The sequence below is a fragment of the Streptomyces sp. NPDC050485 genome (assembly GCF_044458185.1).
Taxonomy (GTDB): domain Bacteria; phylum Actinomycetota; class Actinomycetes; order Streptomycetales; family Streptomycetaceae; genus Streptomyces.
Map to the genome: position 1 here is coordinate 107077 of NZ_JBITHR010000001.1, position 22742 is coordinate 129818.

General features: G+C 72.1%; 18 protein-coding genes, 3 tRNA genes and 1 pseudogene. 9 read left to right on the plus strand and 13 right to left on the minus strand.

The genetic code is table 11. The features are described from left to right. Positions 1–203: 203 nt before the first annotated feature. A pseudogene (locus ACIBK6_RS00505) lies at positions 204–1470 on the minus strand (Tm-1-like ATP-binding domain-containing protein). Positions 1471–1794: 324 nt separating this feature from the next. On the opposite strand from ACIBK6_RS00505, the gene ACIBK6_RS00510 reads away from it, so the two are divergent. Then, positions 1795–1974, plus strand: a complete 180-nt coding sequence (locus ACIBK6_RS00510; protein ID WP_399047512.1) for a hypothetical protein — start codon at positions 1795–1797, stop codon at positions 1972–1974. 478 nt (positions 1975–2452) lie between these two features. On the opposite strand, the gene ACIBK6_RS00515 is transcribed toward ACIBK6_RS00510, so the two are convergent. The 3 genes from ACIBK6_RS00515 to ACIBK6_RS00525 form a co-directional block, all read right to left on the minus strand. Then, a tRNA-Ile gene (locus ACIBK6_RS00515) sits at positions 2453–2526 on the minus strand. Positions 2527–2690: 164 nt separating this feature from the next. Continuing rightward, positions 2691–2763, minus strand: a tRNA-Asn gene (locus tag ACIBK6_RS00520). A gap of 5 nt (positions 2764–2768) precedes the next feature. Next, positions 2769–2841 (minus strand) — tRNA-Asn (locus ACIBK6_RS00525). Positions 2842–3012: 171 nt separating this feature from the next. Here ACIBK6_RS00525 and ACIBK6_RS00530 point away from each other — a divergent pair. From ACIBK6_RS00530 to ACIBK6_RS00545, 4 genes are all read left to right on the plus strand, one after another. Further along, positions 3013–3312 carry a YtxH domain-containing protein gene (locus tag ACIBK6_RS00530; protein ID WP_399048424.1) on the plus strand — a complete coding sequence of 100 codons (300 nt, stop codon included), beginning with the start codon at positions 3013–3015 and terminating at the stop codon, positions 3310–3312. 133 nt (positions 3313–3445) lie between these two features. After that, positions 3446–4891 carry an FGGY family carbohydrate kinase gene (locus tag ACIBK6_RS00535; RefSeq protein WP_399047514.1) on the plus strand — a complete coding sequence of 482 codons (1446 nt, stop codon included), beginning with the start codon at positions 3446–3448 and terminating at the stop codon, positions 4889–4891. A gap of 129 nt (positions 4892–5020) precedes the next feature. Further along, entirely contained in the window at positions 5021–6754 is a 1734-nt protein-coding gene (locus ACIBK6_RS00540; RefSeq protein ID WP_399047516.1) for an ABC transporter ATP-binding protein, read from the plus strand. Further along, a complete protein-coding gene (locus ACIBK6_RS00545) occupies positions 6751–8685 on the plus strand; it encodes an ABC transporter ATP-binding protein (protein ID WP_399047518.1) in 1935 nt (644 codons plus the stop codon). Before ACIBK6_RS00540 ends, ACIBK6_RS00545 begins: the two co-directional genes overlap by 4 nt. A gap of 51 nt (positions 8686–8736) precedes the next feature. Here ACIBK6_RS00545 and ACIBK6_RS00550 read toward each other — a convergent pair whose 3' ends face one another. The 6 genes from ACIBK6_RS00550 to ACIBK6_RS00575 form a co-directional block, all read right to left on the minus strand. Next, entirely contained in the window at positions 8737–9981 is a 1245-nt protein-coding gene (locus ACIBK6_RS00550) for an RNA polymerase sigma factor (RefSeq protein WP_399047520.1), read from the minus strand. A gap of 166 nt (positions 9982–10147) precedes the next feature. Next, complete coding sequence (dnaG, locus tag ACIBK6_RS00555; protein WP_399047522.1) at positions 10148–12040, minus strand: DNA primase; 1893 nt, start codon at positions 12038–12040, stop codon at positions 10148–10150. Positions 12041–12049: 9 nt separating this feature from the next. Further along, entirely contained in the window at positions 12050–13330 is a 1281-nt protein-coding gene (locus ACIBK6_RS00560) for an NAD(P)/FAD-dependent oxidoreductase (RefSeq protein ID WP_399047524.1), read from the minus strand. Between the two features lie 100 nt (positions 13331–13430). Next, the gene (locus ACIBK6_RS00565; RefSeq protein ID WP_399047526.1) at positions 13431–14711 is read right to left on the minus strand and encodes a deoxyguanosinetriphosphate triphosphohydrolase; all 1281 of its coding nucleotides are present in this window, start codon (positions 14709–14711) and stop codon (positions 13431–13433) included. Between the two features lie 35 nt (positions 14712–14746). Next, positions 14747–15760 carry a sirohydrochlorin chelatase gene (locus ACIBK6_RS00570; RefSeq protein ID WP_399047527.1) on the minus strand — a complete coding sequence of 338 codons (1014 nt, stop codon included), beginning with the start codon at positions 15758–15760 and terminating at the stop codon, positions 14747–14749. Between the two features lie 139 nt (positions 15761–15899). Then, a complete protein-coding gene (locus tag ACIBK6_RS00575; RefSeq protein WP_399047529.1) occupies positions 15900–16025 on the minus strand; it encodes a hypothetical protein in 126 nt (41 codons plus the stop codon). 26 nt (positions 16026–16051) lie between these two features. Between ACIBK6_RS00575 and ACIBK6_RS00580 the strand changes: the two genes are divergently transcribed. Further along, positions 16052–16732, plus strand: coding sequence for a vancomycin high temperature exclusion protein (locus ACIBK6_RS00580; protein WP_399047530.1), 681 nt, complete (start codon positions 16052–16054; stop codon positions 16730–16732). 121 nt (positions 16733–16853) lie between these two features. Next, positions 16854–18950 (plus strand): molybdopterin oxidoreductase family protein, encoded by a 2097-nt coding sequence (locus ACIBK6_RS00585; protein WP_399047532.1) that lies wholly within the window; start codon positions 16854–16856, stop codon positions 18948–18950. Here the strand turns inward: ACIBK6_RS00585 and ACIBK6_RS00590 are convergent. Together ACIBK6_RS00590 and cutA are read right to left on the minus strand one after the other, a co-directional pair. Next, on the minus strand, positions 18913–19362 hold the full coding sequence (locus ACIBK6_RS00590) for a gamma-glutamylcyclotransferase family protein (protein ID WP_399047534.1): 450 nt from the start codon (positions 19360–19362) through the stop codon (positions 18913–18915). The genes ACIBK6_RS00585 and ACIBK6_RS00590 overlap by 38 nt on opposite strands. After that, positions 19359–19688 (minus strand): divalent-cation tolerance protein CutA, encoded by a 330-nt coding sequence (gene cutA / locus ACIBK6_RS00595; RefSeq protein ID WP_399047536.1) that lies wholly within the window; start codon positions 19686–19688, stop codon positions 19359–19361. The genes ACIBK6_RS00590 and cutA overlap by 4 nt, the downstream gene beginning before the upstream one ends. A 201-nt stretch (positions 19689–19889) precedes the next feature. Here cutA and ACIBK6_RS00600 point away from each other — a divergent pair, with 201 nt between their 5' ends. Next, positions 19890–20663, plus strand: a complete 774-nt coding sequence (locus tag ACIBK6_RS00600) for a hypothetical protein (RefSeq protein ID WP_399047538.1) — start codon at positions 19890–19892, stop codon at positions 20661–20663. After that, positions 20660–22054, plus strand: a complete 1395-nt coding sequence (locus ACIBK6_RS00605) for an ATP-binding protein (RefSeq protein WP_399047540.1) — start codon at positions 20660–20662, stop codon at positions 22052–22054. Before ACIBK6_RS00600 ends, ACIBK6_RS00605 begins: the two co-directional genes overlap by 4 nt. 19 nt (positions 22055–22073) lie before the next feature. Here ACIBK6_RS00605 and ACIBK6_RS00610 read toward each other — a convergent pair whose 3' ends face one another. Further along, positions 22074–22673 (minus strand): NADPH-dependent FMN reductase, encoded by a 600-nt coding sequence (locus ACIBK6_RS00610; RefSeq protein WP_399047542.1) that lies wholly within the window; start codon positions 22671–22673, stop codon positions 22074–22076. Positions 22674–22742: the final 69 nt, after the last annotated feature.

Sequence of the window (22742 nt, forward strand, 5' to 3'; positions counted from 1 at the left end):
CGGTGTCGGCGCCGGTGGTGTTCGGTACCGCCCCGGTGTCGGCCCCGGTGGCGTCCGGCGGCGCTTTCGTCTCGGCGGGTTGTTCGGCTTGTTCGGTCACGCGGGATGCTAACCCCCGGCCCGAGCGGCCAGATAGGGGCGGCCTCACAGCGCGGGCCGCCCCGACGTGCGCGTCCGGTCACCGAGTCCCGCCCGGGCTCACCTCACGAGGGCTCCCCGGCGGCCGAGACCGCGGCCGAGACCACCGCATGCAGCCGGTCCGCCGCCGCCCGCCCGAACGCGGGGTCGTTGATGTGGGTGTCGTACTCGAAGATCTCCGTGCCGCTGCCCCGCAACCCCTCGCGCAACGCCCGGAACAGCGCCCGGTCCGCGGCCGGATCGTGGTACGGCCCGCCCGGCTCGCCCAGCGTGGAGAGTCCGCGCAGCGGCAGGCACACCGAGGTCGGCCCGGTCGCCGCACGGAGTTTGGCGGCGACCCTGCGGCCCAGTTCCGCGCACTCCCCCTCGCTGGTGCGGACCACCGTGATCGACGGGTTGTGCACCCTGACATCGCGGCCGCGCACCCGCTCGGGCAGCGAGGCGAGCGGCCCGAACTTCACCATGTTGAGCGCGCCGAGGCTCACCACCTGGGGAACGCCGCGCCGCCCGGCCCCGCGCAGCCGGTCGGGCCCGGCGGTCAGGCCCCCCCCGACGAGATCGTCCGCGAGCTCGCTGAGCGTCAGGTCCAGTACGCCCGCGAACATCCCCTGCTCGGCGAGGGCCTCCAGGGGGGCGTCCGCCGGCCCCGCTGACGTGGAACACCAGCACGTCGTAGCCGAGCTCGGTCAGCCGCCCGCGCGCCACGTCCACGCCCGGGGTGGTGACCCCGGCCATGCTGGCCGCTATCAACGGCCGTCCGCCGGAGCCCAGTTGCCCGGGTCCGAGCGCCCGGGAGGCGGCGGCGAACCCCTTCGCCATCCCGGCCACCGCGTCCACCGCGTTGGCGAACACCGAGCGCGTTATGGGGTTGATCCCGGCGATGTCGACGACGCTGTACATCATCGCGACGTCCGAGGACCCGACGTACGGGGCGACATCACCGCCCGCCATGGAGGACACCATCAACTTCGGTACGCCGAGCGGGAGTCCGCGCATCGCCCGGGTGGCGATGGAGGTGCCGCCGCTGCCGCCGATGGCCATGAGGGCGTGCAACTCGCCTTCCGCGTAGAGGCGTTGGACGGTCGCGGCGGCTCCGTCGGCCATCGCCGTGACGGCGGAGCCCCGGTCCCCGACGGCCCGTAACGCGGCCAGATCGGCCCCGGCCGCCGCGGCCACCGCCGCCCGCGGCACATCCGCGGGCACCCGCGGCTCACCGATCACCCCGGCATCCACCAGCACGACGCCGACCCCGGCACGCAGCAGCCGCTCGCGTATCCAGCCGTATTCCTCGCCCTTGGTGTCCAGCGTTCCGAGCAGTACGACTACAGCCATGACCCGTAATGTCCACGCCCGGCCCGCCTCCGGCAAGCCCCGCTCACCACCGGGTCCGTGCCCCGGGCGGGTCAATGGCCCGGAACCCGATTTCCCGACCGATGTGCGGCCGTACGGCACCGGCGAACACGCCCCCGCGCGCACATCGCCTCAGGTAGGGGGCGTGGCGGCCCGTTCCGGTGGCGGGGACCACCTTTATGCCACGTCTACATGCGCGCGCCGCAGCCCTCGGCCGCCGCTACGCTTCCCCCGATCAGTACGCGTCAGAACCCGCCCCCGCCGTCATCCGGCGGGGGCGGCGACGCATCACCCGGAAGGCCAGCCATGAACACCCTGATCTCCGCCGCCACTCGCAGCGCCGCCACCCCGCAGACCACCCGGCGCGTGCCGCTCGCCGCGCGGGCCGCGGCGCAGCACACCGGTCACGTCCCGGCCACCCTCGACCGCGTCACCACAGCCGCCACCAACGTCCCGAGCGCCTCGGCGTTCCAGTCCGCCCTGTGAAAACTCCGTAATCCCCGGGCCCGACGAAGAAGCCCCCGGCAGTCGCACGAACCGTGCGCGCCACTGGGGGCTTCTTCCGTTCCGCGGCCGCCCCGCGTGCCGGGCGACTCGACAGCGGGCATGACGAGGTACGGGTGCGAAGTACGGGTGCGGGGTGAGACGAAGTACGGGTGCCGGGTGAACGGCGGCGGGAAACCGCCAATGTGCCGGGCCCGTTTTTCGGGCCACCGGTGTGCAAGCACAATTCGACCCAGCCGCTGGACCGGTCGCGGGGATCCCGCGCCACGCTCCGAGGCCTCGCTCGGCCGGCTTCGGAGCACCCGTCCGGGGGTGCGGTGGGCCGTGCGGGTGATCGCTCGAAGGAGGCCCTCCACTCGTTCCCAGCGGGCCCGTTGAGCCCCTCCCCACCAGAGGTTGCCGGGCTCCCCGGAAACGCCAAAGGCGCAGGCCAGATCGTTTCTGCACCTGCGCCTCGCAGTGGGGCGGGTGGGACTCGAACCCACGGCCGACGGATTATGAGTCCGCTGCTCTAACCGGCTGAGCTACCGCCCCTAACGGCGCGTCGCGCACATTTGTGCGCGCCGTCTGCCGCAGCATAGCCGCTCATACGATCTCCTGCCTCGGATGGTCGGCATCGCACGACCATGAGGACTGCGCGGAGATCCCAGCGGTTCCGCCGGATACGAAAAAGGACCCCGAAGGGTCCGATTCCGCTGCTCTCCCGACTGGACTCGAACCAGTAACCTGCCGGTTAACAGCCGGCTGCTCTGCCAATTGAGCTACAGGAGATCGAGCTCCCCCGACTGGACTCGAACCAGTAACCTGCCGGTTAACAGCCGGCTGCTCTGCCAATTGAGCTACAGGGGAATGCCTCGTTGCTTCGAACGTACCCACCTCGGGTGATCCCGGGCGGCGTGCGTTCGCTGCGACACATACATTAGCGCAAGCAGGGGGGTGCTCCGCCAATCGGTTCCGCCCCGGGTGATCACGGGGCCGTGCGGGTAGGCGCGGCACACACGCTAGGGAAGGGTGACCGCCATGCGATACCGGCTCACGTTCGCCGTCGGACTGGCTCTCGGATACGTGCTCGGAACCCGGGCCGGGCGCGAGCGTTACGAGCAGTTGAAGAAGTCCGCACGTCAGATGGCGCAGAACCCCGCTGTGCGGAACACCGCGGAATCGGCCGCGCAGACCTCGCGCGAGGTCGCGGGCAAGGCCTTCCACGCGGTGAGCGACAAGGTCGGGGACCGGGTGCCCGCCTCCGTCGCCGACCGGATGCGCTCCCTGCGCGAGCGCGGCCAGGGCTCCGAGGACGACTGGGGCACCAGCAACACCTGACCCGGGGAACGCCGGGAACCCTGCGCACCCCGGAGAAACCCCGGAGACCCCGGAGACCCCGGAGACCCGCTGACAGCGTTGTCCCGGCCACCGGCGTCCCAGCAGCCCTTCGCGTGCGGCAGAATCGTCAACCATGGGGATAGTCGCCGGGCTGGACAGCTCTTCCGCCTTCACTCGCATCGTCGTCTGCGACACGGACACGGGTGCCGTGCTGCGGCAGGGGTACGCCCCGCATCCCGTCGAGCCGAAGGCGACCGAGGTCGATCCGCAGGCCTGGCTGCTCTCGCTCGGCGAGGCCGCGGCCGGCGGGCTCCTCGAAGGGGTCCAGGCCATCGGTGTCTCCGCCCAACAGCACGGCCTGATCGCGCTGGACGGCCAGGGCGCTCTGGTACGACCCGCGCTGACCGGGAACGACAAGCGGGCGCAGGTCGCCGCGGCCGACCTGGTCGACGGGCTCGGTAGCCGGGAGGCCTGGGCGCAGGCCGTCGGCTGCGTGCCGCAGGCCGCGCAGGCGGTGGCCAAACTGCGCTGGCTGGCGCGCAACGAGCCGGAGGCCGCCCAGCGCACCGTGGGTGTCCTGCAGGCGCACGACTGGCTGGTGTGGCAGTTGCTCGGCCGGCCGGCCCGCCGCACCACCGACCGCGGCGCCGCGTCCGGCACCGGCTACTGGTCCGCGGCCACCGGTTTCTACCGCCCCGATCTGGTCGAGCTCGCGCTCGGGCACCAGGTGGCGCTGCCCGAGGTGCTCGGGCCCTCGGACGCGGCCGGCACCACCCCCGAGGGGCTGCTGATCTCGGCCGGTACCGGCGAGACGATGGCGGCGGCGTTCGGGCTCGGCGTCGGCCCGGGCGACGCGGTGGTCTCGCTGGGCGCCTCGGGCTCCGTCATGGCCGTGCATCACGAGGCGCTGGCCGATCCGAGCGGAATGATTACGTCCTTCGCCGACGCCACCGGGATGCATCTGCCCGTCGTGCATACGAGCAATGCGGTCCGTGCCCTGCGCGGCACGGCGGAGATGCTCGGCGTCGAGAACCTCGCCGAACTCAGCGCGCTGGCCCTGAAATCCACGCCCGGCGCCTGCGGTCTCGTACTGCTGCCGTACCTCGAAGGCGAGCGGACGCCCCGGCTGCCGCACGCGGCCGGGACGCTGACCGGGCTGCGGCGCGAGTCGATGAAGCCGGAGCACCTGGCCAGGGCCGCCTTCGAGGGGATGCTCTGCTCGCTGGCTGACGCCCTGGACGTGCTGCGGGGGCGCGGCGTGGAGGTCCGGCGGGTGTTCCTGCTCGGGGCCGCGGCCGAACTGCCCGCCGTGCAGGCGGCCGCGCCGGCCCTCTTCGGTACGCAGGTGGTCGTGCCCCAGCCCGCCGAGTACGCGGCGCTGGGCGCGGCGCGGCAGGCGGCCTGGGCGCTCGGCGTCTCGCAGGGCACGCTCGCCGCGCACACCCCGCCGGCCTGGCAGGGCGCCGCTGCGCAGGTCTTCGAGCCGGGGGAGGAACTGGCGGCGGGTCAGGCGGTGCGTCAGCAGTACATCGCGACACGTGACGAGATCCACCCGGGTGCCTTCGGCCAGGGTGCTTGACGCGGACCCGGTGCGGGCTCTTTGCTATTCCTTTTGACTCCAGCTCGATAATCGCTTGAGCTTCCAGGGGTGGAGTGTCGCAAGATGGGGGGTCGAACCCCCGATCTTGCCGACCCGGAGAGCCTGCGCGTGCTCATACGACTTCTGCGGACCCACCTGAGTCCGTACAAGAAACCGATTGCCCTGCTGGTCCTGCTGCAACTGCTGCAGACCAGCGCCACCCTGTATCTGCCCACCCTCAACGCGAACATCATTGACAACGGTGTCGTGAACGGGGACACGGGCTACATCCTGGGACACGGCGGCATCATGATCGCCGTCAGCCTGGTCCAGGTGTTCTGCAACATCGGCGCCGTCTACTTCGGCGCCCGGACCGCGGCAGCCCTCGGGCGCGACGTCCGGGCCGCCGTCTTCGCGCGGGTCCAGTCGTTCTCGGCGCGCGAGGTCGGCCACTTCGGGGCGCCGTCCCTGATCACCCGCACCACCAATGACGTCCAGCAGGTCCAGATGCTGGTCCTGATGGCGTTCACGCTGATGGTGTCCGCGCCGATCATGTGTGTCGGCGGCATCATCATGGCGCTCGGCCAGGACGTGCCGCTCTCGGCGGTGCTGCTCGCCGTCGTCCCGGTCCTCGGGATCGCCGTCTCGCTGATCGTGCGCAAGATGCGGCCGCTGTTCCGCACCATGCAGACCCGCCTCGACACGGTGAACCGGGTGCTGCGCGAGCAGATCACCGGCAACCGCGTGATCCGGGCCTTCGTCCGGGACGAGTACGAGCAGGGGCGCTTCCGGGGCGCCAACACCGAGCTGACCGAGGTCTCGCTGTCCACCGGGCGGCTGATGGCGCTGATGTTCCCGACCGTCATGACCGTCGTGAACGTGTCCTCGGTCGCGGTCGTCTGGTTCGGTGCGCACCGCATCAGCAGCGGCCACATGCAGATCGGCCAGCTCACCGCGTTCCTCGCGTACCTGATGCAGATCGTGATGGCCGTCATGATGGCCACCTTCATGTTCATGATGGTGCCGCGCGCCGAGGTCTGCGCCGAGCGCATCGAGGAGGTCCTCGGGACCGACACCAGCGTGGTGCCGCCCGAGAACCCGGTGCGCGAACTGCGCCGGCACGGTCATCTGGAGGTGCGGGGCGCCGACTTCAAGTACCCGGGCGCGGAGGCCTCCGTGCTGCGGGGCGTGGAGCTCGTGGCCCGGCCCGGCGAGACCACCGCGATCATCGGGTCGACGGGCAGCGGAAAGTCGACGCTGCTCGGGCTCGTGCCGCGGCTGTTCGACGCGACCGACGGCGCGGTCCTGGTCGACGGCGAGGACGTCCGCACACTCGACCCCGTGCTGCTCGCCAAGACCGTGTCGCTGGTGCCGCAGAAGCCGTACCTGTTCTCCGGGACGGTGGCCACCAATCTGCGGTACGGCAATCCCGACGCGAGCGACGAGGAGCTCTGGCACGCCCTCGACGTCGCGCAGGCCAAGGAGTTCGTCGCCGAGCTGGAGGGCGGCCTCGACGCGCCGATCGCGCAGGGCGGCACGAACGTGTCCGGCGGTCAGCGCCAGCGGCTCGCCATCGCGCGCACCCTGGTGCAGCGCCCGGAGATCTACCTCTTCGACGACTCCTTCTCGGCGCTCGACTACGCCACGGACGCGGCCCTGCGCTCCGCGCTCGGTCGCGAGACCGCCGAGGCCACGGTCGTGATCGTCGCCCAGCGGGTCTCCACCATCCGGGATGCCGACCGGATCGTCGTCCTCGACGAGGGACGGGTCGTCGGGACCGGCCGCCATCACGAGCTGATGGCCGACAACGAGACGTACCGGGAGATCGTGCTCTCCCAGCTGACGGAGGCTGAGGCGGCATGAGCGGGCCCGGTGGACGCATGATGATGGGCGGCGGCCCGGATCAGCGGTCGATGAATTTCAAGGAGTCCGGCAAACGGCTGATCAGACAGCTGGCGCCGGAGAAGGCCACGCTGTCGGTGATGCTGCTCGCGGTCGTGTGCAGCGTCGGCCTGTCGGTGGTCGGGCCGAAGATCCTCGGCAAGGCGACCGACCTGGTCTTCGCGGGCGTGATCGGCAAGAACCCGCTGATGCCGGCCGGGATCAGCAAGGCGCAGGCCATCGAGGCGCTGCGCGCCAAGGGCCAGGGCTCTCTCGCCGACATGCTCTCCGGGGTCGACTTCACCCCGGGCAGCGGCATCGACTTCCACGCGGTCGGCGGGGTGCTGCTCGCCGCGCTCGCGGTGTACGTCGGCGCCGGGCTGATGATGCTGGTGGCGACCCGGCTCTCCAACCGGGCCATCAACAAGACCGTGTTCCGGATGCGCGAGGACATCCAGACGAAGCTGTCGCGGCTGCCGCTGTCGTACTTCGACAAGGCCAAGCGCGGCGAGGTGCTCAGCCGCGCGACCAACGACATCGACAACATCTCGCAGACGATGCAGCAGACGATGGGCCAGCTCATCAACTCGCTGCTGACCATCGTCGGCGTCCTGGTGATGATGTTCTGGATCTCGCCGCTGCTCGCGCTCGTGGCACTGGTCACGGTGCCGCTGTCGGTGGTCGTGGCGACGAGGGTCGGCAAGCGCTCGCAGCCGCAGTTCGTCCAGCAGTGGAAGTCGACGGGCAAGCTGAACGCGCACATCGAGGAGATGTACACCGGGCACGCCCTGGTGAAGGTCTTCGGGCGTCAGCAGGAGTCGGCGAACGCCTTCGCCGAGCAGAACGACGCGCTGTACGAGGCCTCGTTCAAGGCGCAGTTCAACAGCGGGGTCATGCAGCCGCTGATGATGTTCGTGTCCAACCTGAACTACGTCCTGGTGGCGGTGGTCGGCGGTCTGCGGGTCGCCACCGGATCGCTGTCCATCGGTGACGTCCAGGCCTTCATCCAGTACTCGCGGCAGTTCTCGATGCCGCTGACCCAGGTCGCCTCGATGGCGAACCTGGTGCAGTCGGGCGTCGCGTCGGCCGAGCGGATCTTCGAGCTGCTCGACGCAGAGGAGCAGGCGCCGGACGTGTCCTCGCCCGAGCGCCCCGACCAGCCGCGCGGCGCGGTCGCGCTGGAGAAGGTGTCCTTCCGGTACGAGCCGGAGAAGCCGCTCATCGAGGACCTGTCGCTGACGGTGGAGCCGGGTCACACGGTCGCCATCGTCGGCCCGACGGGCGCCGGCAAGACGACGCTGGTGAACCTGTTCATGCGGTTCTACGAGGTCACCGGCGGCCGGATCACCCTGGACGGGGTGGACGCGGCGCGCATGACCCGCGAGGAGCTGCGCTCCGGGATCGGCATGGTGCTCCAGGACACCTGGCTGTTCGGCGGCTCGATCGCGGACAACATCGCGTACGGCGCCGCCAAGGAAGTCACCCGCGAGGAGATAGAAGAGGCCGCGAAGGCGGCCCACGCCGACCGGTTCATCCGGACGCTCCCGGAGGGCTACGACACCGTCATCGACGACGAGGGCACCGGGGTCAGCGCGGGTGAGAAGCAGCTCATCACCATCGCGCGGGCGTTCCTGTCCGACCCGGTGATCCTGGTCCTGGACGAGGCGACGAGCTCGGTCGACACCCGTACCGAGGTACTGATCCAGAAGGCGATGGCGCGCCTCGCCCACGGGCGTACGTCGTTCGTCATCGCGCACCGGCTCTCCACCATCCGGGACGCGGACGTCATCCTGGTGATGGAGAACGGCTCGATCGTCGAACAGGGCACGCATGACGAGCTGTTGGCGGCGCAGGGGGCGTACGCGCGGCTGTACGCGGCCCAGTTCGCGCAGGCGGTCGCCGAAGTCGACTGACCGGTAGGGCAGTTGGGGCCGGTGCGGGATTCGCGCCGGCCCCTTGCCGTTTCAGTCCAGATAACCCCTGAGCTGGTCCGCGAAGGCGTGGTCGCGCAGCTTGTTCAGGGTCTTCGACTCGATCTGGCGGATGCGTTCGCGCGTCACGCCGAAGATGCGGCCTATCTCCTCCAGGGTGCGCGGGCGGCCGTCGGCCAGCCCGTAGCGCAGTTGGACGACCTTGCGTTCGCGTTCGCCGAGCGTGGAGAGCACGGCCTCCAGGTGCTCGCGCAGCAGCAGGAAGGCGGCGGACTCGACGGGGGACGCGGCGTCGCCGTCCTCGATGAGATCGCCGAGCGCGACATCGTCCTCCTCCCCCACCGGTGCGTGCAGCGAGACCGGTTCCTGGGCGAGACGCAGCACCTCGCCGACCCGTTCCGGGGTCAGGTCGAGGTGAGCGGCGACCTCTTCGGGCGTCGGCTCGTAGCCGCGCTCCTGGAGCATCCGGCGCTGGACGCGCACCACGCGGTTGATGAGTTCGACCACGTGGACGGGGACGCGGATGGTGCGGGCCTGGTCGGCAAGCGCGCGCGACATGGCTTGGCGGATCCACCAGGTCGCGTACGTCGAGAACTTGTAGCCGCGCGCGTAGTCGAACTTCTCGACCGCCCTGATCAGTCCGAGGTTTCCCTCCTGGACCAGGTCGAGCATGGTGAGCCCGCGCCCCACGTACCGCTTGGCGACGGAGACCACCAGGCGCAGGTTGGCTTCGATGAGGCGGCGCTTGGCCATCCGGCCCATGACGACCAACTTGTCGAGGTCGACGGCGAGTTGGGAGTCCAGATCGGAGGCCGTGCTCAGCCGCTCCTCGGCGAACAGGCCCGCCTCGACGCGCCGGGCGAGTTCGACCTCCTCGGCCGCGGTGAGCAGCGGGATGCGGCCGATCTCGCGCAGGTACTGGCGGAAGAGGTCGGAGGAAGGGCCGCCGGTATCGGCGCGGCCGGGCCGCGGGTCCGGTGGTTCGGGGGCCTCTTCCTCGGCGACCCGTTCGGGCCCGGCGGCCGAGCCCGGCGGGTCCGCCTCGGGGTGGTGCACGGCCCGCGACTGCGGGGGTACGGCCGTGACGACGTCGTTGTCGGTCAGGGTCTGGGTCTGCACGGGGGCGACCTCCAGGGTGATCGCTGCCGGATCGGGGGCGTGCGGCAGCGGGACGGAGGCGGCCGGACCGCTTTCCGTCCCGTACACGATGAGCGGATCCGCGGGGGTGAGGTGCCCACCGACAGGGGTGGGCCGGCCGCGCTCCGGGGACTCAGGCACCGCAACCCAGTGTGGGGTACGACACATGATCGACGCGACGGGCGTGCGGTGACTTTTTGAAGCCGGTGCGTGACCGGGTGATTACCCGGACGGATATGCCGCAGCGGTTGCGCCCCGCAATCGCGCCGAATGCCTACAGCGGGGCGGGTACCCCGTGCGGCGGCGGCTAAAGAGCCGCCGCGCCCTTGTTGCGCAGGGCCTGGCCGTACTGCTGGAGGACCCACAACTCGTTCTGGACGGCGGCCAGTTGGGCCGGGTCGCCGTGCTGGCCCAGGCGGGCCAGGGTGCCCTGGATGTCCAGGAGGCGGCGGTCGACGGCCCGGCGGCGCACGGCCACCAACTGCTCGCCCGCGTACGCCTCGTCCACCGTGCGGGCGTGGACCGCTTCCACGGCGAGCTCGGTGACCAGGGCGCGCACCACGTCGTTGGGGGCGCGGTCCATGACGGCCGGGAGGTAGTCGGAGGGGGCGTCGGTGGCGCCGCCCGCTTCCTGGATGCACTGGCGGACCGCCGCGTACGGCGGGGCGGTGAACTCGTCGGTGCCGTACGCGTCGAAGGCCGGGGACACCAGGTGCGGGTGCTGCAACGCCAGCTTGAGCAGCTCGCGTTCGGTGCGGTGGGCGGGGCTGCGCAGGTTCAGCGCGGGGCCCGGGGCGGCGGCCCGGGGGGCGGCGCTCTCGTACTGCTGCTGGCGGTGGCCCGCGGGCGCGGGGCCCTTGCCGCCGCGGTCACGGGCCCAGCGGGCGAGCTGGGCGACCCGCTTCACCACGAACTGGGTGTCCAGGATGCCGAGGATTCCGGCGAGTTGGACGGCGACCTCGTGCTGGGAGGCGACGTTCTTGATGCGGGCCACGATCGGCGCCGCCTCGTCGAGGGCCGCGGCCCGGCCCGCCGGGGTCTCCAGGTCGTAGCGCCGGACGATCTGGCGGATCGCGAACTCGAAGAGCGGCGTGCGGGGTTGGACCAGGTCGGCGACCGCCTCATCGCCCTTGGCCAGGCGCAGATCGCAGGGGTCCATGTTGTCGGGGGCGATCGCGATGTACGTCTCGGCGGCGAACTTCTGGTCGTCCTCGAAGGCGCGCAGGGCGGCCTTCTGGCCCGCCGCGTCGCCGTCGAAGGTGAAGATCACGCGGGCCGAGCCGTTGTCCATCAGAAGGCGGCGCAGGATCTTGATGTGGTCACCGCCGAAGGCCGTGCCGCAGGTCGCGATGGCGGTGGTGACACCGGCCAGGTGGCAGGCCATGACGTCGGTGTAGCCCTCGACCACGACCGCGCGGCTGCTCTTGGCGATCTCCTTCTTGGCCAGGTCGATTCCGTACAGGACCTGCGACTTCTTGTAGATCGGCGTCTCGGGGGTGTTCAGGTACTTCGGGCCGTTGTCGTCGTCGCGCAGCTTGCGCGCGCCGAAGCCCACCACCTCGCCGGAGACGTCGCGGATCGGCCACATCAGGCGGCCGCGGAAGCGGTCGATGGGGTTGCGGCGGCTCTCCTGGGCGAGGCCCGAGGTCAGCAGCTCCTTGTCGCTGAAGCCCTTGCCGCGCAGATAGCGCGTCAGATGGTCCCAGCCCGCGGGGCTGTAGCCGACGCCGAAGTGTGCGGCGGCGGCCTGGTCGAAGCCGCGCTCCGCGAGGAACGCGCGGCCGATCTCCGCCTCGGGGCTGCCGAGCTGCTCGATGTAGAACTGGGCGGCGGCCTGGTGCGCCTCGACCAGGCGGATGCGCTCGCCGCGCTGGTGCGCGGGGTTGTACCCGCCCTCTTCGTAGCGGAGCGTGATACCCGCGGTGGCGGCGAGCCGCTCGACCGCCTCGGAGAACGACAGGTGGTCGATCTTCCGGACGAAGGCGATCGTGTCGCCGCCTTCCTGGCAGCCGAAGCAGTGGAAGAGCCCCTTGCTCGGGCTGACCTGGAAGGACGGGGACTTCTCGTCGTGGAAGGGGCAGAGGCCCTTGAGGTTGCCTCCCCCCGCGTTGCGCAGCTGGAGGTACTCGGACACGACGGCGTCGATCGGGACCGCGTCCCGGACCGCCTTCACGTCGTCATCGTTGATCCTGCCTGCCACGCATGAAGTCTACGGGGACGGTGTGACATCACTGAGCGAGGTCCCGAGCGGGACCGACGGATCGGCCAGCGCCTCGGTGTCCACCCGGGCCCCGGACCGGATCAGGGCCTGGATCGGCTCTGTGACATCCCACACGTTCACGTTCATCCCGGCGAGCACCCGGCGCTCCTTCAGCCAGAACGCGATGAACTCGCGCTTGCCCGCGTCCCCGCGGATCACCACCTGGTCGTACGAGCCGGGCGGCGCCCACCCCGAGTATTCGAGCCCGAGGTCGTACTGGTCGGAGAAGAAGTAGGGGACGCGGTCGTACGACACGTCCTGATCCAGCATGGCGCGGGCGGCGGCCGGTCCGCCGTTGAGCGCGTTGGCCCAGTGCTCGACGCGCAGCCGGATGTCGAGCAGCGGGTGGTGGACGGCGGCCACGTCGCCGGCCGCGAAGATGTCCGGGTCGGAGGTGCGCAGCGAGCCGTCCACGGCGATGCCGCCGCCGTGCGCGCGGTCGACCATGGCGAGGCCCGCCGTCTCGGCCAGCGAGCTGCGCGGGGCGGCGCCGATCGCGGCGAGCACGTCGTGCGCCAGGTGTTCCTCGCCGTCGTCGGTGCGGGCGGCCAGGACCATGCCGTCCTGGCCGGTGATCTCGGTGAGGCGGGCGCCGAAGTGGAAGCGGACGCCGTGCTCGGCGTGCAGGTCGGCGAAGAGCTGGCCGAGCTCGGGGCCGAGCACGTTGTGCAGCGGGGTGGGCTCCGGTTCGACGACGGTGACCTCCGCGCCGTAACCGCGGGCGGCGGCCGCGACCTCCAGGCCGATCCAGCCGGCGCCCGAGATGACCAGGTGGCCGTTGTCGCGGCCGAGCGCCTTCAGGACGTGCTTCAGCCGCTCGGCGTGGGCCAGGCGGCGCAGGTGGTGGACGCCGGCCAGGTCCGTGCCGGGGATGTCCAGGCGGCGCGGCTCGGCGCCGGTGGCCAGAAGCAGCCGGTCGTACTGGATGAGGGTGCCGTCGCCCAGCCGTACCGTCTTGGCGGCGCGGTCGATGGCGGTGACGGTCTGGCCCAGGTGGAGCTCGATGTCGGCCTGCGCGTACCAGGCCGGCTCGTGCACGAAGACGCTGTCGCGCTCCTCCTTGCCGGCCAGGAACCCCTTGGAGAGGGGCGGTCGTTCGTAGGGGTGCTCGCGCTCGTCGCCGATGAGGATCACCCGCCCGTTGAACCCCTCGGAGCGGAGCGTCTCGGCGGCTTTCGCCCCCGCGAGACCGCCTCCGACGATGACGAATGTCCGATCTGCGTCGACCACTTGATGCCTCCTTGTTGCGCTGCCGCCATCTGCGAGCGTCCCGCACGGAGCGTGATGGGGGAAGGGGGCTTGCTCCGTTGGGGCGCCGGGTCGGCCTGGATTACCGGTGGTGCACGGTGAGTCTGGAGTGCAGGGAGCGGGCCGCCGCGTCGGTGAGCGAGGCGATCTGGTCGACGATCACGCGCTTCTTCGTACGGTCGTCGTCGGCCTCGTCGTACAGCGCGCGGAACTGCGGGTCCAGGCCTTCGAAGGGGGCCCGGGCGGTCAGCGCGTCGGCGAGCTCGGCAAGGACGACGCGCTGGTCGGCGCGGAGCCTTTCCTGTTCGTCGCGCTGCATCACGTAGCGGTCGGCGACGGCCTTCAGCACGGCGCATTCGGTGCTGGTCTCGCGCGGGACGACCAGCTCCGCCCCGTACCGCATGAGGTGTCCGGAGCCGAAGGCGGCGCGGGTGGCGCCCTCGGCGGCCAGGCAGAACCGGCCGATGAGCTGGCTGGTGGCGTCCTTGAGGCGGGCCTGGGCGACTGCCGAGCCGTCGTAGCCGCGCGGCCACCACTCCCGGTCGACCAGCCGCTCCAGAGCCTCCGCGAGCTCCTGCGGATCGGTGTCCTGCGGTACGTATCTGCCGATCGCCACCCGCCAGATGCCGTCCCGTTCGGTCTCGGAGAACAGCGCGCGGGGGTCGATGTGGCCGGCGTGCAGACCGTCCTCGACGTCGTGCACCGAGTACGCCACGTCGTCGGACCAGTCCATGACCTGGGCCTCGAAGCACTTGCGGTAGGGCGTGGCGCCCTCCCGGACCCATTCGAAGACCGGCAGGTCGTCCTCGTACACCCCGAACTTCACCGAGGCCGGGTCGGTGGGGTGGCCACCGCGCGCCCAGGGGTACTTGGTGGCGGCGTCCAGGGCGGCGCGGGTGAGGTTGAGGCCGACACTGACGGGTTTTCCGGTGACCGAGGAGCGCACGAAGCGCTTCGGTTCGAGGCGGGTGAGCAGGCGCAGCGACTGGGCGTTGCCCTCGAAGCCGCCGATGTCCTTGGCGAAGTCGTTGAGCGCCTGCTCGCCGTTGTGCCCGAACGGCGGGTGGCCCATGTCGTGGGCGAGGCAGGCGGCCTCGACCAGGTCCGGGTCGCAGCCGAGGGCGGCGCCCAGTTCACGGCCGACCTGGGCGCATTCCAGGGAGTGGGTGAGGCGGGTGCGCGGGCTCGCGTCCCAGACCTGGCTCCGCGAGCCCGGGGTGACGACCTGGGTCTTGCCGGACAGGCGGCGCAGCGCCCCCGAGTGCAGCACCCGCGCGCGGTCGCGCTGGAAGGCGGTGCGGCCGGGCCGCTTGTCGGGCTCGGCGGCCCACCGTTCTGTGTCGGCCTCGGCGTAGAACTCCATGCACCGACAGTAAACGGAGTCACTGACAAGCGGACTCAAGCGGCCGTCGAGGCTCGCCCTTCGGGCCACTTCGAGCCACTTCCCAGGCCGGGAGCGGTGTCGCGGAGCGTCGGCGACGCCAGCGCTTCCTCGTACCGGTGCAGGACGAGCCTGGCCATGGCCGGATGCGCACCCAGGGGGGCGGCGGCGAGCCAGGGCGCCTCAGCCGCGCTCTGCGCCGCGAAACGTCCCGGCGCGGTGAAATACGAGGCGATGGCGACCCGGTGCCGGCCGCGCGCGGCGAGTGCGCGCAGCGCCTCGGGCACGGTGGGCGAGGAATGGGGTCTCGCCTGCGCATGGGGGTCCCCTCTGTTCGAGCCTGGCCGAGAACTCGGGGGAGGAGTCGAGGGTTTGGGGGACGAGGCGTAGGCGGGCAACACCGGGACCCCGCCGAGGCGTTCGCTGAGCAGCCGGGCGGTGCGCCGGGTGTCGGCGGCCGCGTCGGGGTCGCGGGATCCGGCGGCGGCCAGCACGACCCCGGCGCCGCGCACCGTCCGGGCGTCGAGGTGCCAGCCCGCGTCCACGAGCCGCCCGTACAGCGCCTCGACGAGCAGCGGGTGCGGGCCGAGCGGGGCCGCGGTCCACGTCCGCAGATGGCTGCCGGCGGTGGCGAGGGCCTGGGGTATGTCGTGTTTGACGTGGTGGCCCCGGCTGAGCAGCAGCGGCACGACGACGGCCGCTCCGCGCATTCCGGCCAGCGTGTCGGTGAGCAGCGGGCGGTCGATCTCGATGTGGCCGAGGCGGACGTCGAGGCCCGGCCGCAGTTCGCGGACCCGCTCCAGGAGCTCGGTGACCGTCCGCAGCGCGCCGGGGTCGCGGCTGCCGTGCGCGACGGCGACGAGGGCGGGGCGGCCGGCGGGGGGCATGGGGGCGCGGGTTCCGTTCAGTCGTACGTGGCTGAGCTGACTGCCCAGTTGGGCCGTGATGCGGGTGAGGAGCTGCGCGGTGGTGTCGAACGGCAGGGACTGGCCCGTCTCCGTCTCCGCATGGGAGCGATCCGTCTCCGTCATGGACCGATCCTGCCGGGCGCACGTTGCCGGGCCGTTGCGTACCGGTGACGGGTGTTTTCCATGGCCTCACAGGGGCGGCGGGCCCGGGGTGCGGGCCCATCCCCATGGTCCCGGACCGGGTGAAGTGGACGCGGTCATGTCACAGAGCTGTACGGATGCGGGCCGTGCGCCGAACCGGCGCGGTGGCCGTCGCGTCCGTCCCGTCGTACACCTTCGTCGCGTCCGTCCCGTCGTACACCTTCGTCGCGTCCGTCCCGTCGTGCACCGACGGAGATCACCAGGGGGAACCACGTGCCGCGCATCCGACTGAAGCGACCGCGTCTGCCGCGCACCCGGGCCGGCCGCCGGCGGCTCGTGCAGGCCGTCGTGGCCGGGTGCGTGCTCGCGCTCGCGCCCGCCACCTGGATGTACGCGACCACCGGTGACCGGATCGGCACGGTGGCCGACGCTCCGGCGTCCGGGGTCGCCGTGGTGTTCGGGGCCGGCCTGTGGGAGGGCAAGCCGTCGCCGTACCTCGCCAACCGCCTTGACGCGGCGGTGCAGTTGTACCGCACGGGAAAGGTGAAGGCGGTCCTCGTCACCGGGGACAACGGCCGCGCCGAGTACAGCGAGCCCGACGCCATGCGCGCCTATCTCGTCCAGCACGGGGTGCCGGACAGGCGCGTGGTCAGCGATTTCGCCGGGTTCGACACCTGGGACTCCTGCGCGCGGGTCAAGCGGATCTTCGGCGTGGACCGGGCCGTCCTGGTGAGCCAGGGCTTCCACATCCGGCGCGCCGTGGCGCTGTGCGAGGCCGCGGGGGTGCGGTCGTACGGCGTCGGCGTCGCTGCCGCGCACGACGCGACCTGGTACTACGGCGGGGTGCGGGAGGTGTTCGCCGCGGGGAAGGCAGCGGTGGACGCGGTGTTCCAGCCCGACCCGACCTTCCTCGGCCCCAAGGAGCCCGGGGTCGCCCGCGCGCTGGCGGGCTGAGAGCCTGCGCCCAACCCCGCCCGGGCCTCACGGGCCCGCCATGGCCGGGATGAGGCCGCCGCACCCGGCGCGTAACCGCCGGTGGGCGCGGGCGTAACACGGCCGTCCCACACTGGCGGGCATGCTCCTCGACTCCCCCGCCGTGACCGCCACCCACTGCCCCTACTGCTCGCTGCAGTGCGGCATGGGGCTGCGGGCCGCACCCGGCGCGGACGGGGGGCTCGACGTGGTCGAGCGCGACTTCCCGGTGAACCGGGGCGCGCTGTGCGGCAAGGGGCGCACCGCGCCCGCGCTGCTCTCCCCCGGGGCCCGGCTGACCGGGCCGCTGATCCGCCGCCCCGCCACCGGCCGGCTCGAACCGGCCTCCTGGGCGGAGGCCCTGCGCCTGGTCGCCGAGCGGCTCGGCTCCGTACGGCAGGAGTACGGGGCCGACGCGGTCGGGGTGTTCGGCGGCGGCGGGCTGACCAATGAGAAGGCGTACGCGCTGGGGAAGTTCGCCCGGGTGGTGCTGGGGACCTCGCAGATCGACTACAACGGGCGGTTCTGCATGTCGTCGGCGGCCGCCGCGCACCAGCGGGCGTTCGGCGTGGACCGGGGGCTGCCGTTCCCGCTGGCGGACGTGGCGCGGACCGGCTGTGTCATCCTGGCGGGCTCGAACCTCGCCGAGACCATGCCGCCCGCGCTGCGGTACCTGCGCGAACTGCGGGAGAACGGTGGCAAGTTGATCGTCATCGACCCGCGCCGGACGAAGACCGCCGAGCAGGCCGATCTGCATCTGGCACCGCGCCCCGGCACCGACCTCGCCCTGGCGCTCGGCCTGCTGCACCTGGTGGTGGCCGAGGGGCGCACCGACGAGGAGTTCATACGGGAGCGGACGGCGGGCTGGGAGGCGGCGCGGGCGGGGGCGATGGCGCACTGGCCGGAGCTGGTGGAGCGGATAACGGGGGTGCCGGTGCCCCAACTCCGGCAGGCCGTGGGCATGTTCTGTGACGCCCCGGACGGGATGGTGCTGACCGCGCGCGGCGCCGAGCAGCACGCCAAGGGCACCGACACGGTCGGCGCGTGGATCAACTTCTGCCTGGCGACCGGGCGGGCGGGGCGGCCGCTGTCCGGGTACGGCTGTCTGACCGGCCAGGGCAACGGGCAGGGCGGCCGCGAACACGGCCAGAAGGCCGACCAGTTGCCCGGCTACCGCAAGCTGACCGACCCGGCGGCGCGGGCCCATGTGGCCGGGGTGTGGGGCGTCGACCCGGACGCGCTGCCGGGTCCGGGACGGAGCGCGTACGAACTCCTCGACGCGCTGGGCGGCGAGGTGAAGGCGCTGCTCGTCATGGGGTCGAACCCGGTCGTGTCGGCGCCGCGCGCGACCCATGTGGAGGGCAGGCTGCGGGAGTTGGACTTCCTGGCCGTCGCGGACGTGGTCCTGTCGGAGACCGCCGGGCTCGCGGACGTGGTGCTTCCGGTGACGCAGTGGGCGGAGGAGACCGGCACGACGACCAATCTGGAGGGGCGGGTGCTGCTCCGGCGGGCGGCCCTCACCCCGCCGGCGGGCGTCCGCAGCGACCTGGAAGTGCTCAACTCCCTTGCGGAGACGCTTGGTTCGGACTCGGCGGCGAAGGGCTTCCCGGTCGACCCGGAGGAGGTGTTCGAGGAGCTGCGGCGGGCCTCGGCGGGCGGGGCGGCGGACTACTCGGGCATCAGTTATGCCCGGATCGAGGCCGAGGACGGGGTGTTCTGGCCGTGCCCCGAGGACGGGCATCCGGGCACGCCCCGGCTGTTCCTCGACCGGTTCGCGACCGAGGACGGCCGGGCCAGGTTCGTGGAGGTCGTACACCGGGGCCCGGCCGAGGAGACCGACGCCGACTACCCGGTGGTGCTCACCACGGGCCGGGTCCTCGCCCAGTACCAGTCGGGCGCGCAGACGAGGCGGGTCGCCGAACTCAACGCGGCCGCACCCGGCGCCTACGTCGAGATGCATCCGCTGCTCGCCGCCCGGATCTCGGTGGCCGACGGCGATCCGGTGACGGTGACCTCCCGGCGCGGGCGGGCCACGGCCCCGGCCAGGGTCACCGCCGCCATCCGCTCGGACACGGTGTTCATGCCGTTCCACTGGGCGGGCGAGGGCCGGGCCAACAACCTGACGAACCCGGCGCTCGACCCGGTCTCGAAGATGCCCGAGTTCAAGGTGTGCGCGGTGCGGGTGGAGCGGGCCGGGTGAGCCAGTCCCCGCCGGTGATCGGGGTGCCGGTCGCGCGCAGTTCGCGGGCCAGGCGGGGCGCCGCCAGATAGGTCAGGCACCGTACGCGGCGGCCGTCGGCCAGCACCTCGCGCACCAGCCGGTCGTAGGTGTTGCGGGGGTGGCCGGGGCCGACGTAGCCCTCCAACTCGTCCAGTGCGGCGAGGAGTTCGGCGTGATCGGCGGGCTCGACCTCGATGAGGCTGCCGGTGATCGTGCCGTCGCCGGCTATGGCGTACGGATAGCCGGGGCCGTCGTACAGGAGGGCGCCGGTCAGCAGCGCCGGGCGTTCGGACACCGTACGGCCGCGCAGGAAGCGCCGGTAGTAGCGCTGGCCGGGACGGAGCGTGCCGTACACGAAGAAGGGCAGCGGGGGCTCGGCGGCGGGGCTCATCCGGCGGCCGTCTCGGCCGTGATCCAGGACAGGTAGGCGGCGCTGCCCGCCACCACCGCGGTCGCGATGATCTCGGGCGTCTCGTAGTCGTGGGCCGCGAGGAGGTGGCGCTCCAGGTCCGGATAGCGGGCGGCGGTGGTCTTGAGGAGCACCTGCCACTCCTGCGTCGTCTCGATGCCGCCCGCCCAGTGGTAGACGGAGGTGACGGGGCCCGCGATCTGCGCGCAGGCCGCGACGCGGGCCTCCACCGCGCCGCGGGCGAGCGCCGCGGCCTTGTCCGCGCTGTCGGTCGTGGTCTGCACAATCAGCGGTTCGGCCGATGACACGGCTTCCTCCCTCGGTCGAACGGCCGTATCCGGCCGGGATGTGAAGAGTCCTCCGGCCGGGCCCTTCGTCCCGAACCCGCCGGCTGGGGCGGAGCGTACGCACGGCTGTTACGTGTTGTCCCGGTTTCCGTGATGATCCGTTCCTAGTGTCGAGGGACGCGGCCGACATCCCGGCCGTCCTCCCGACCCCGGCATCCCATCATGATCCAGACCTTCCGGATTCTCCGCGCGGCCGCCGTCGCGGGCGTCGTCGCGTTCGGCATCGCCGCGGTGGTGCTCGCCGCGTCCGGCTGCGGCACGCGCTCCGGCCTCGAAGACGGCGGCCGCGCCTCCACGGTCGCCCTCCAGCCGCGGCCCCAGCAGTTGTGGGCCGACTGGTACGAGAACGATGCCAAGCGCAACGGCGTCATGGCGTCCGGCCAGGCGGAACCGCCCACGCCGCTCACCAAGGAGCTGAAGGTGCCGAAGGAGGGGCTGCGCGGCATGGACCCGATGGAGATCATCAAGGCCGACCCCCGCGCCAGCAGCCTCGCCCGGCTGCCCCTGATCGACCACCCCGGGCACCCCGGCATCCGCCCGCCGGTCCTGCACGACCTGACGGGCCACGACGGCTCGCCCGAGCTGATCATCGCGGCGGATCTGGAGAACCGGCGCACGGCCGTGATCGTCTACACGGTCCGGGACGCGAGGGTCGTCCCGATCCTGCTCACCGGCGGCAGCCGCCTGGCCGTGGAGGCCGTCGGCACCGACCTGGTGACGCGCGGCGCCGCGGACGACGGCGCGGAACAGGCGGTGCGCTACCGGTGGGACGGGGTGCGGTTGTCGCCGGTGAGCGACATCAAGACGTACAAGGAGATCGGGCCGAGGGCCCCGGGCACCCCGGGCGCGGCCGACGAAGGCGGAACCCCTGGGCCGCGCAAGACCCCTGGCCCGCCGAGGACGAGCGGCACGAAGCCACCGAGGACCGCCTCGTGACCCCCACCCCGCACCCCCGCCGCCTGCTCAGCCGCATACGCGACCTGACCCGGGGCCTCAGCCTGCGCTGGAAGATCGCCGCACTCCTGGCGATCGGCTGCTCCCTGGTGGCCGTCACCATCGCCCTCCTCATCCACCAGTCCCGCACCGCCCAGGTCGCCTCGACCGCCCGTGAGTCGGCCACCGCCCAGCTCATCCGCGTACGCCAGCTGTACGAGCTGACCGGCCAGGTCGACCGTGCGGACACGGAGGCCGCCATCGACCATCCGGAGCTGCCCGAGCCGCTGCGGAAGTCCGCGCGCGACGGCCGCCGCAGCACCTTCCTGGACCTGGACGGTCCGCATCCGGCCGTGTGGGCCGCGCGGCCGGTGGGCGACCGGGTGCTCTCGGTACGGCAGCCGCTGGACGCCCAGCGGAACGAACTCCACGAGCTGGACAGCCAGTTGGTGGCGTGGGGCACGGTCGTGGTCGGGCTCGCCGCGCTCGGCGGCGCCGGGCTCGCCAGTCGGCTGAGCCGTGAGCTGCGCACCGCCGCGGCCACCGCGCGCCGGATCAGCCGGGGTGAACTCGACGCCAGGATCGGCCAGTCGGCCCCGGCCGGCCGCCAGGACGAGGTGGCCGAGCTGGCTTGCGCGGTCGACACGATGGCCGCGTCGCTGCAAGGACGCCTGGAGGCCGAGCAGCGCTTCACCGCGGATGTGGCGCACGAGCTGCGCACCCCGCTGACCGGACTGCACACCGCCGCCGAACTGCTGCCGCCGAGCCGCCCGACCGAGCTGGTGCGCGATCGGGTCGCGGCGCTGCGCGTCCTGACCGAGGACCTGCTTGAGGTCGCCCGGCTCGACGCGAACGCGGAGCAGCCCCACCTGGAGGTCCTGCCGCTGGACGCCACGCTGGAAGGGATACTCCAACGGTGCGGGGCTGCCGTGGAGTTGGCGTACCCGGCGCGGGGCGGGTACGACCCGGAGGACACCGAGGCCCGCGAAACGACCACCGGTCCCGACGGCACGGACGGGCCCGCCGACCCCGACCCGACGGACCGGACCGCCGACCCCGACCGCACGGACACCCTCGTCCGCACCGATGCGCGCCGCCTGGAACGGATCGTGGCCAACCTCATCGCCAACGCCAGGCGGCACGGTTCCGGTCCGGTCGAGGTGGCCGTGGACGGCACCTCGGTCAGCGTCCGGGACCACGGCCCCGGGTTCCCCGAACGCCTGCTGAGGGACGGCCCGCAGCGCTTTGTGACGGGTGTTCAGGAACGCGGCCAGGGCACCGGGCTCGGGCTGACCATCGCGATGGGCCAGGCGCAGGTCATCGGCGCCCGGGTCGCGCTGCGCAACGCGGCGGACGGCGGCGCGCTCGCCGTGGTCACCCTGCCCGCCGCCTGACAGTCCTTTTCCAGGTCACTCAACCGGCGTACGGGCGGGCCTTCTTGGCGTCCCGCAGGGCATGCGCCCACCACGCCACCTGATCCAGCATCTTCTTCACGGCGGCGTCGGCCTGCGAGGGCTCGCGGTGCGCACCGTCCTCGTCGAAGAGGCCGTGCGCGTTGTGGAAGCTGACCGTGTCCCGGACGGTGACGGCATGCATCTCGGCGTAGACCTGGCGCAGTTGCTCGACCGCCCGCAGGCCGCCGGAGATCCCGCCGTACGAGACGAAGCCGACCGGCTTGGCCTGCCACTGGGTGTAGTGCCAGTCGATGAGGTTCTTGAGGGAGGCGGGGAAGGAGTGGTTGTACTCGGGGGTGACCACGACAAAGGCGTCCGCAGCCGCCAACTTCGGTGTGATGACGGACAGTTGGGCCGCGACGGCGGGGGACGGGCGGTGCGAGATGGTGGTCGGCAGCTCGGCCTCGGCGAGGTCGAGCACCTCGATGTCGAGACCGGCGTGCTCGCGGGCCCGGGAGAGGAACCAGCCGGCGACGACCGGCGCGAACCGGCCCTCGCGGTTGGAGGCGACGACAACGGTGAGCTTGAGAGCAGCCTGCTCGGCTGTGGTGATGTCCATGCCGAGAAGCTTCCAACCTCAAGCATGATTGAGGTCAAGCCCGGCCGACGGCGAACTATCTTGAAGCCC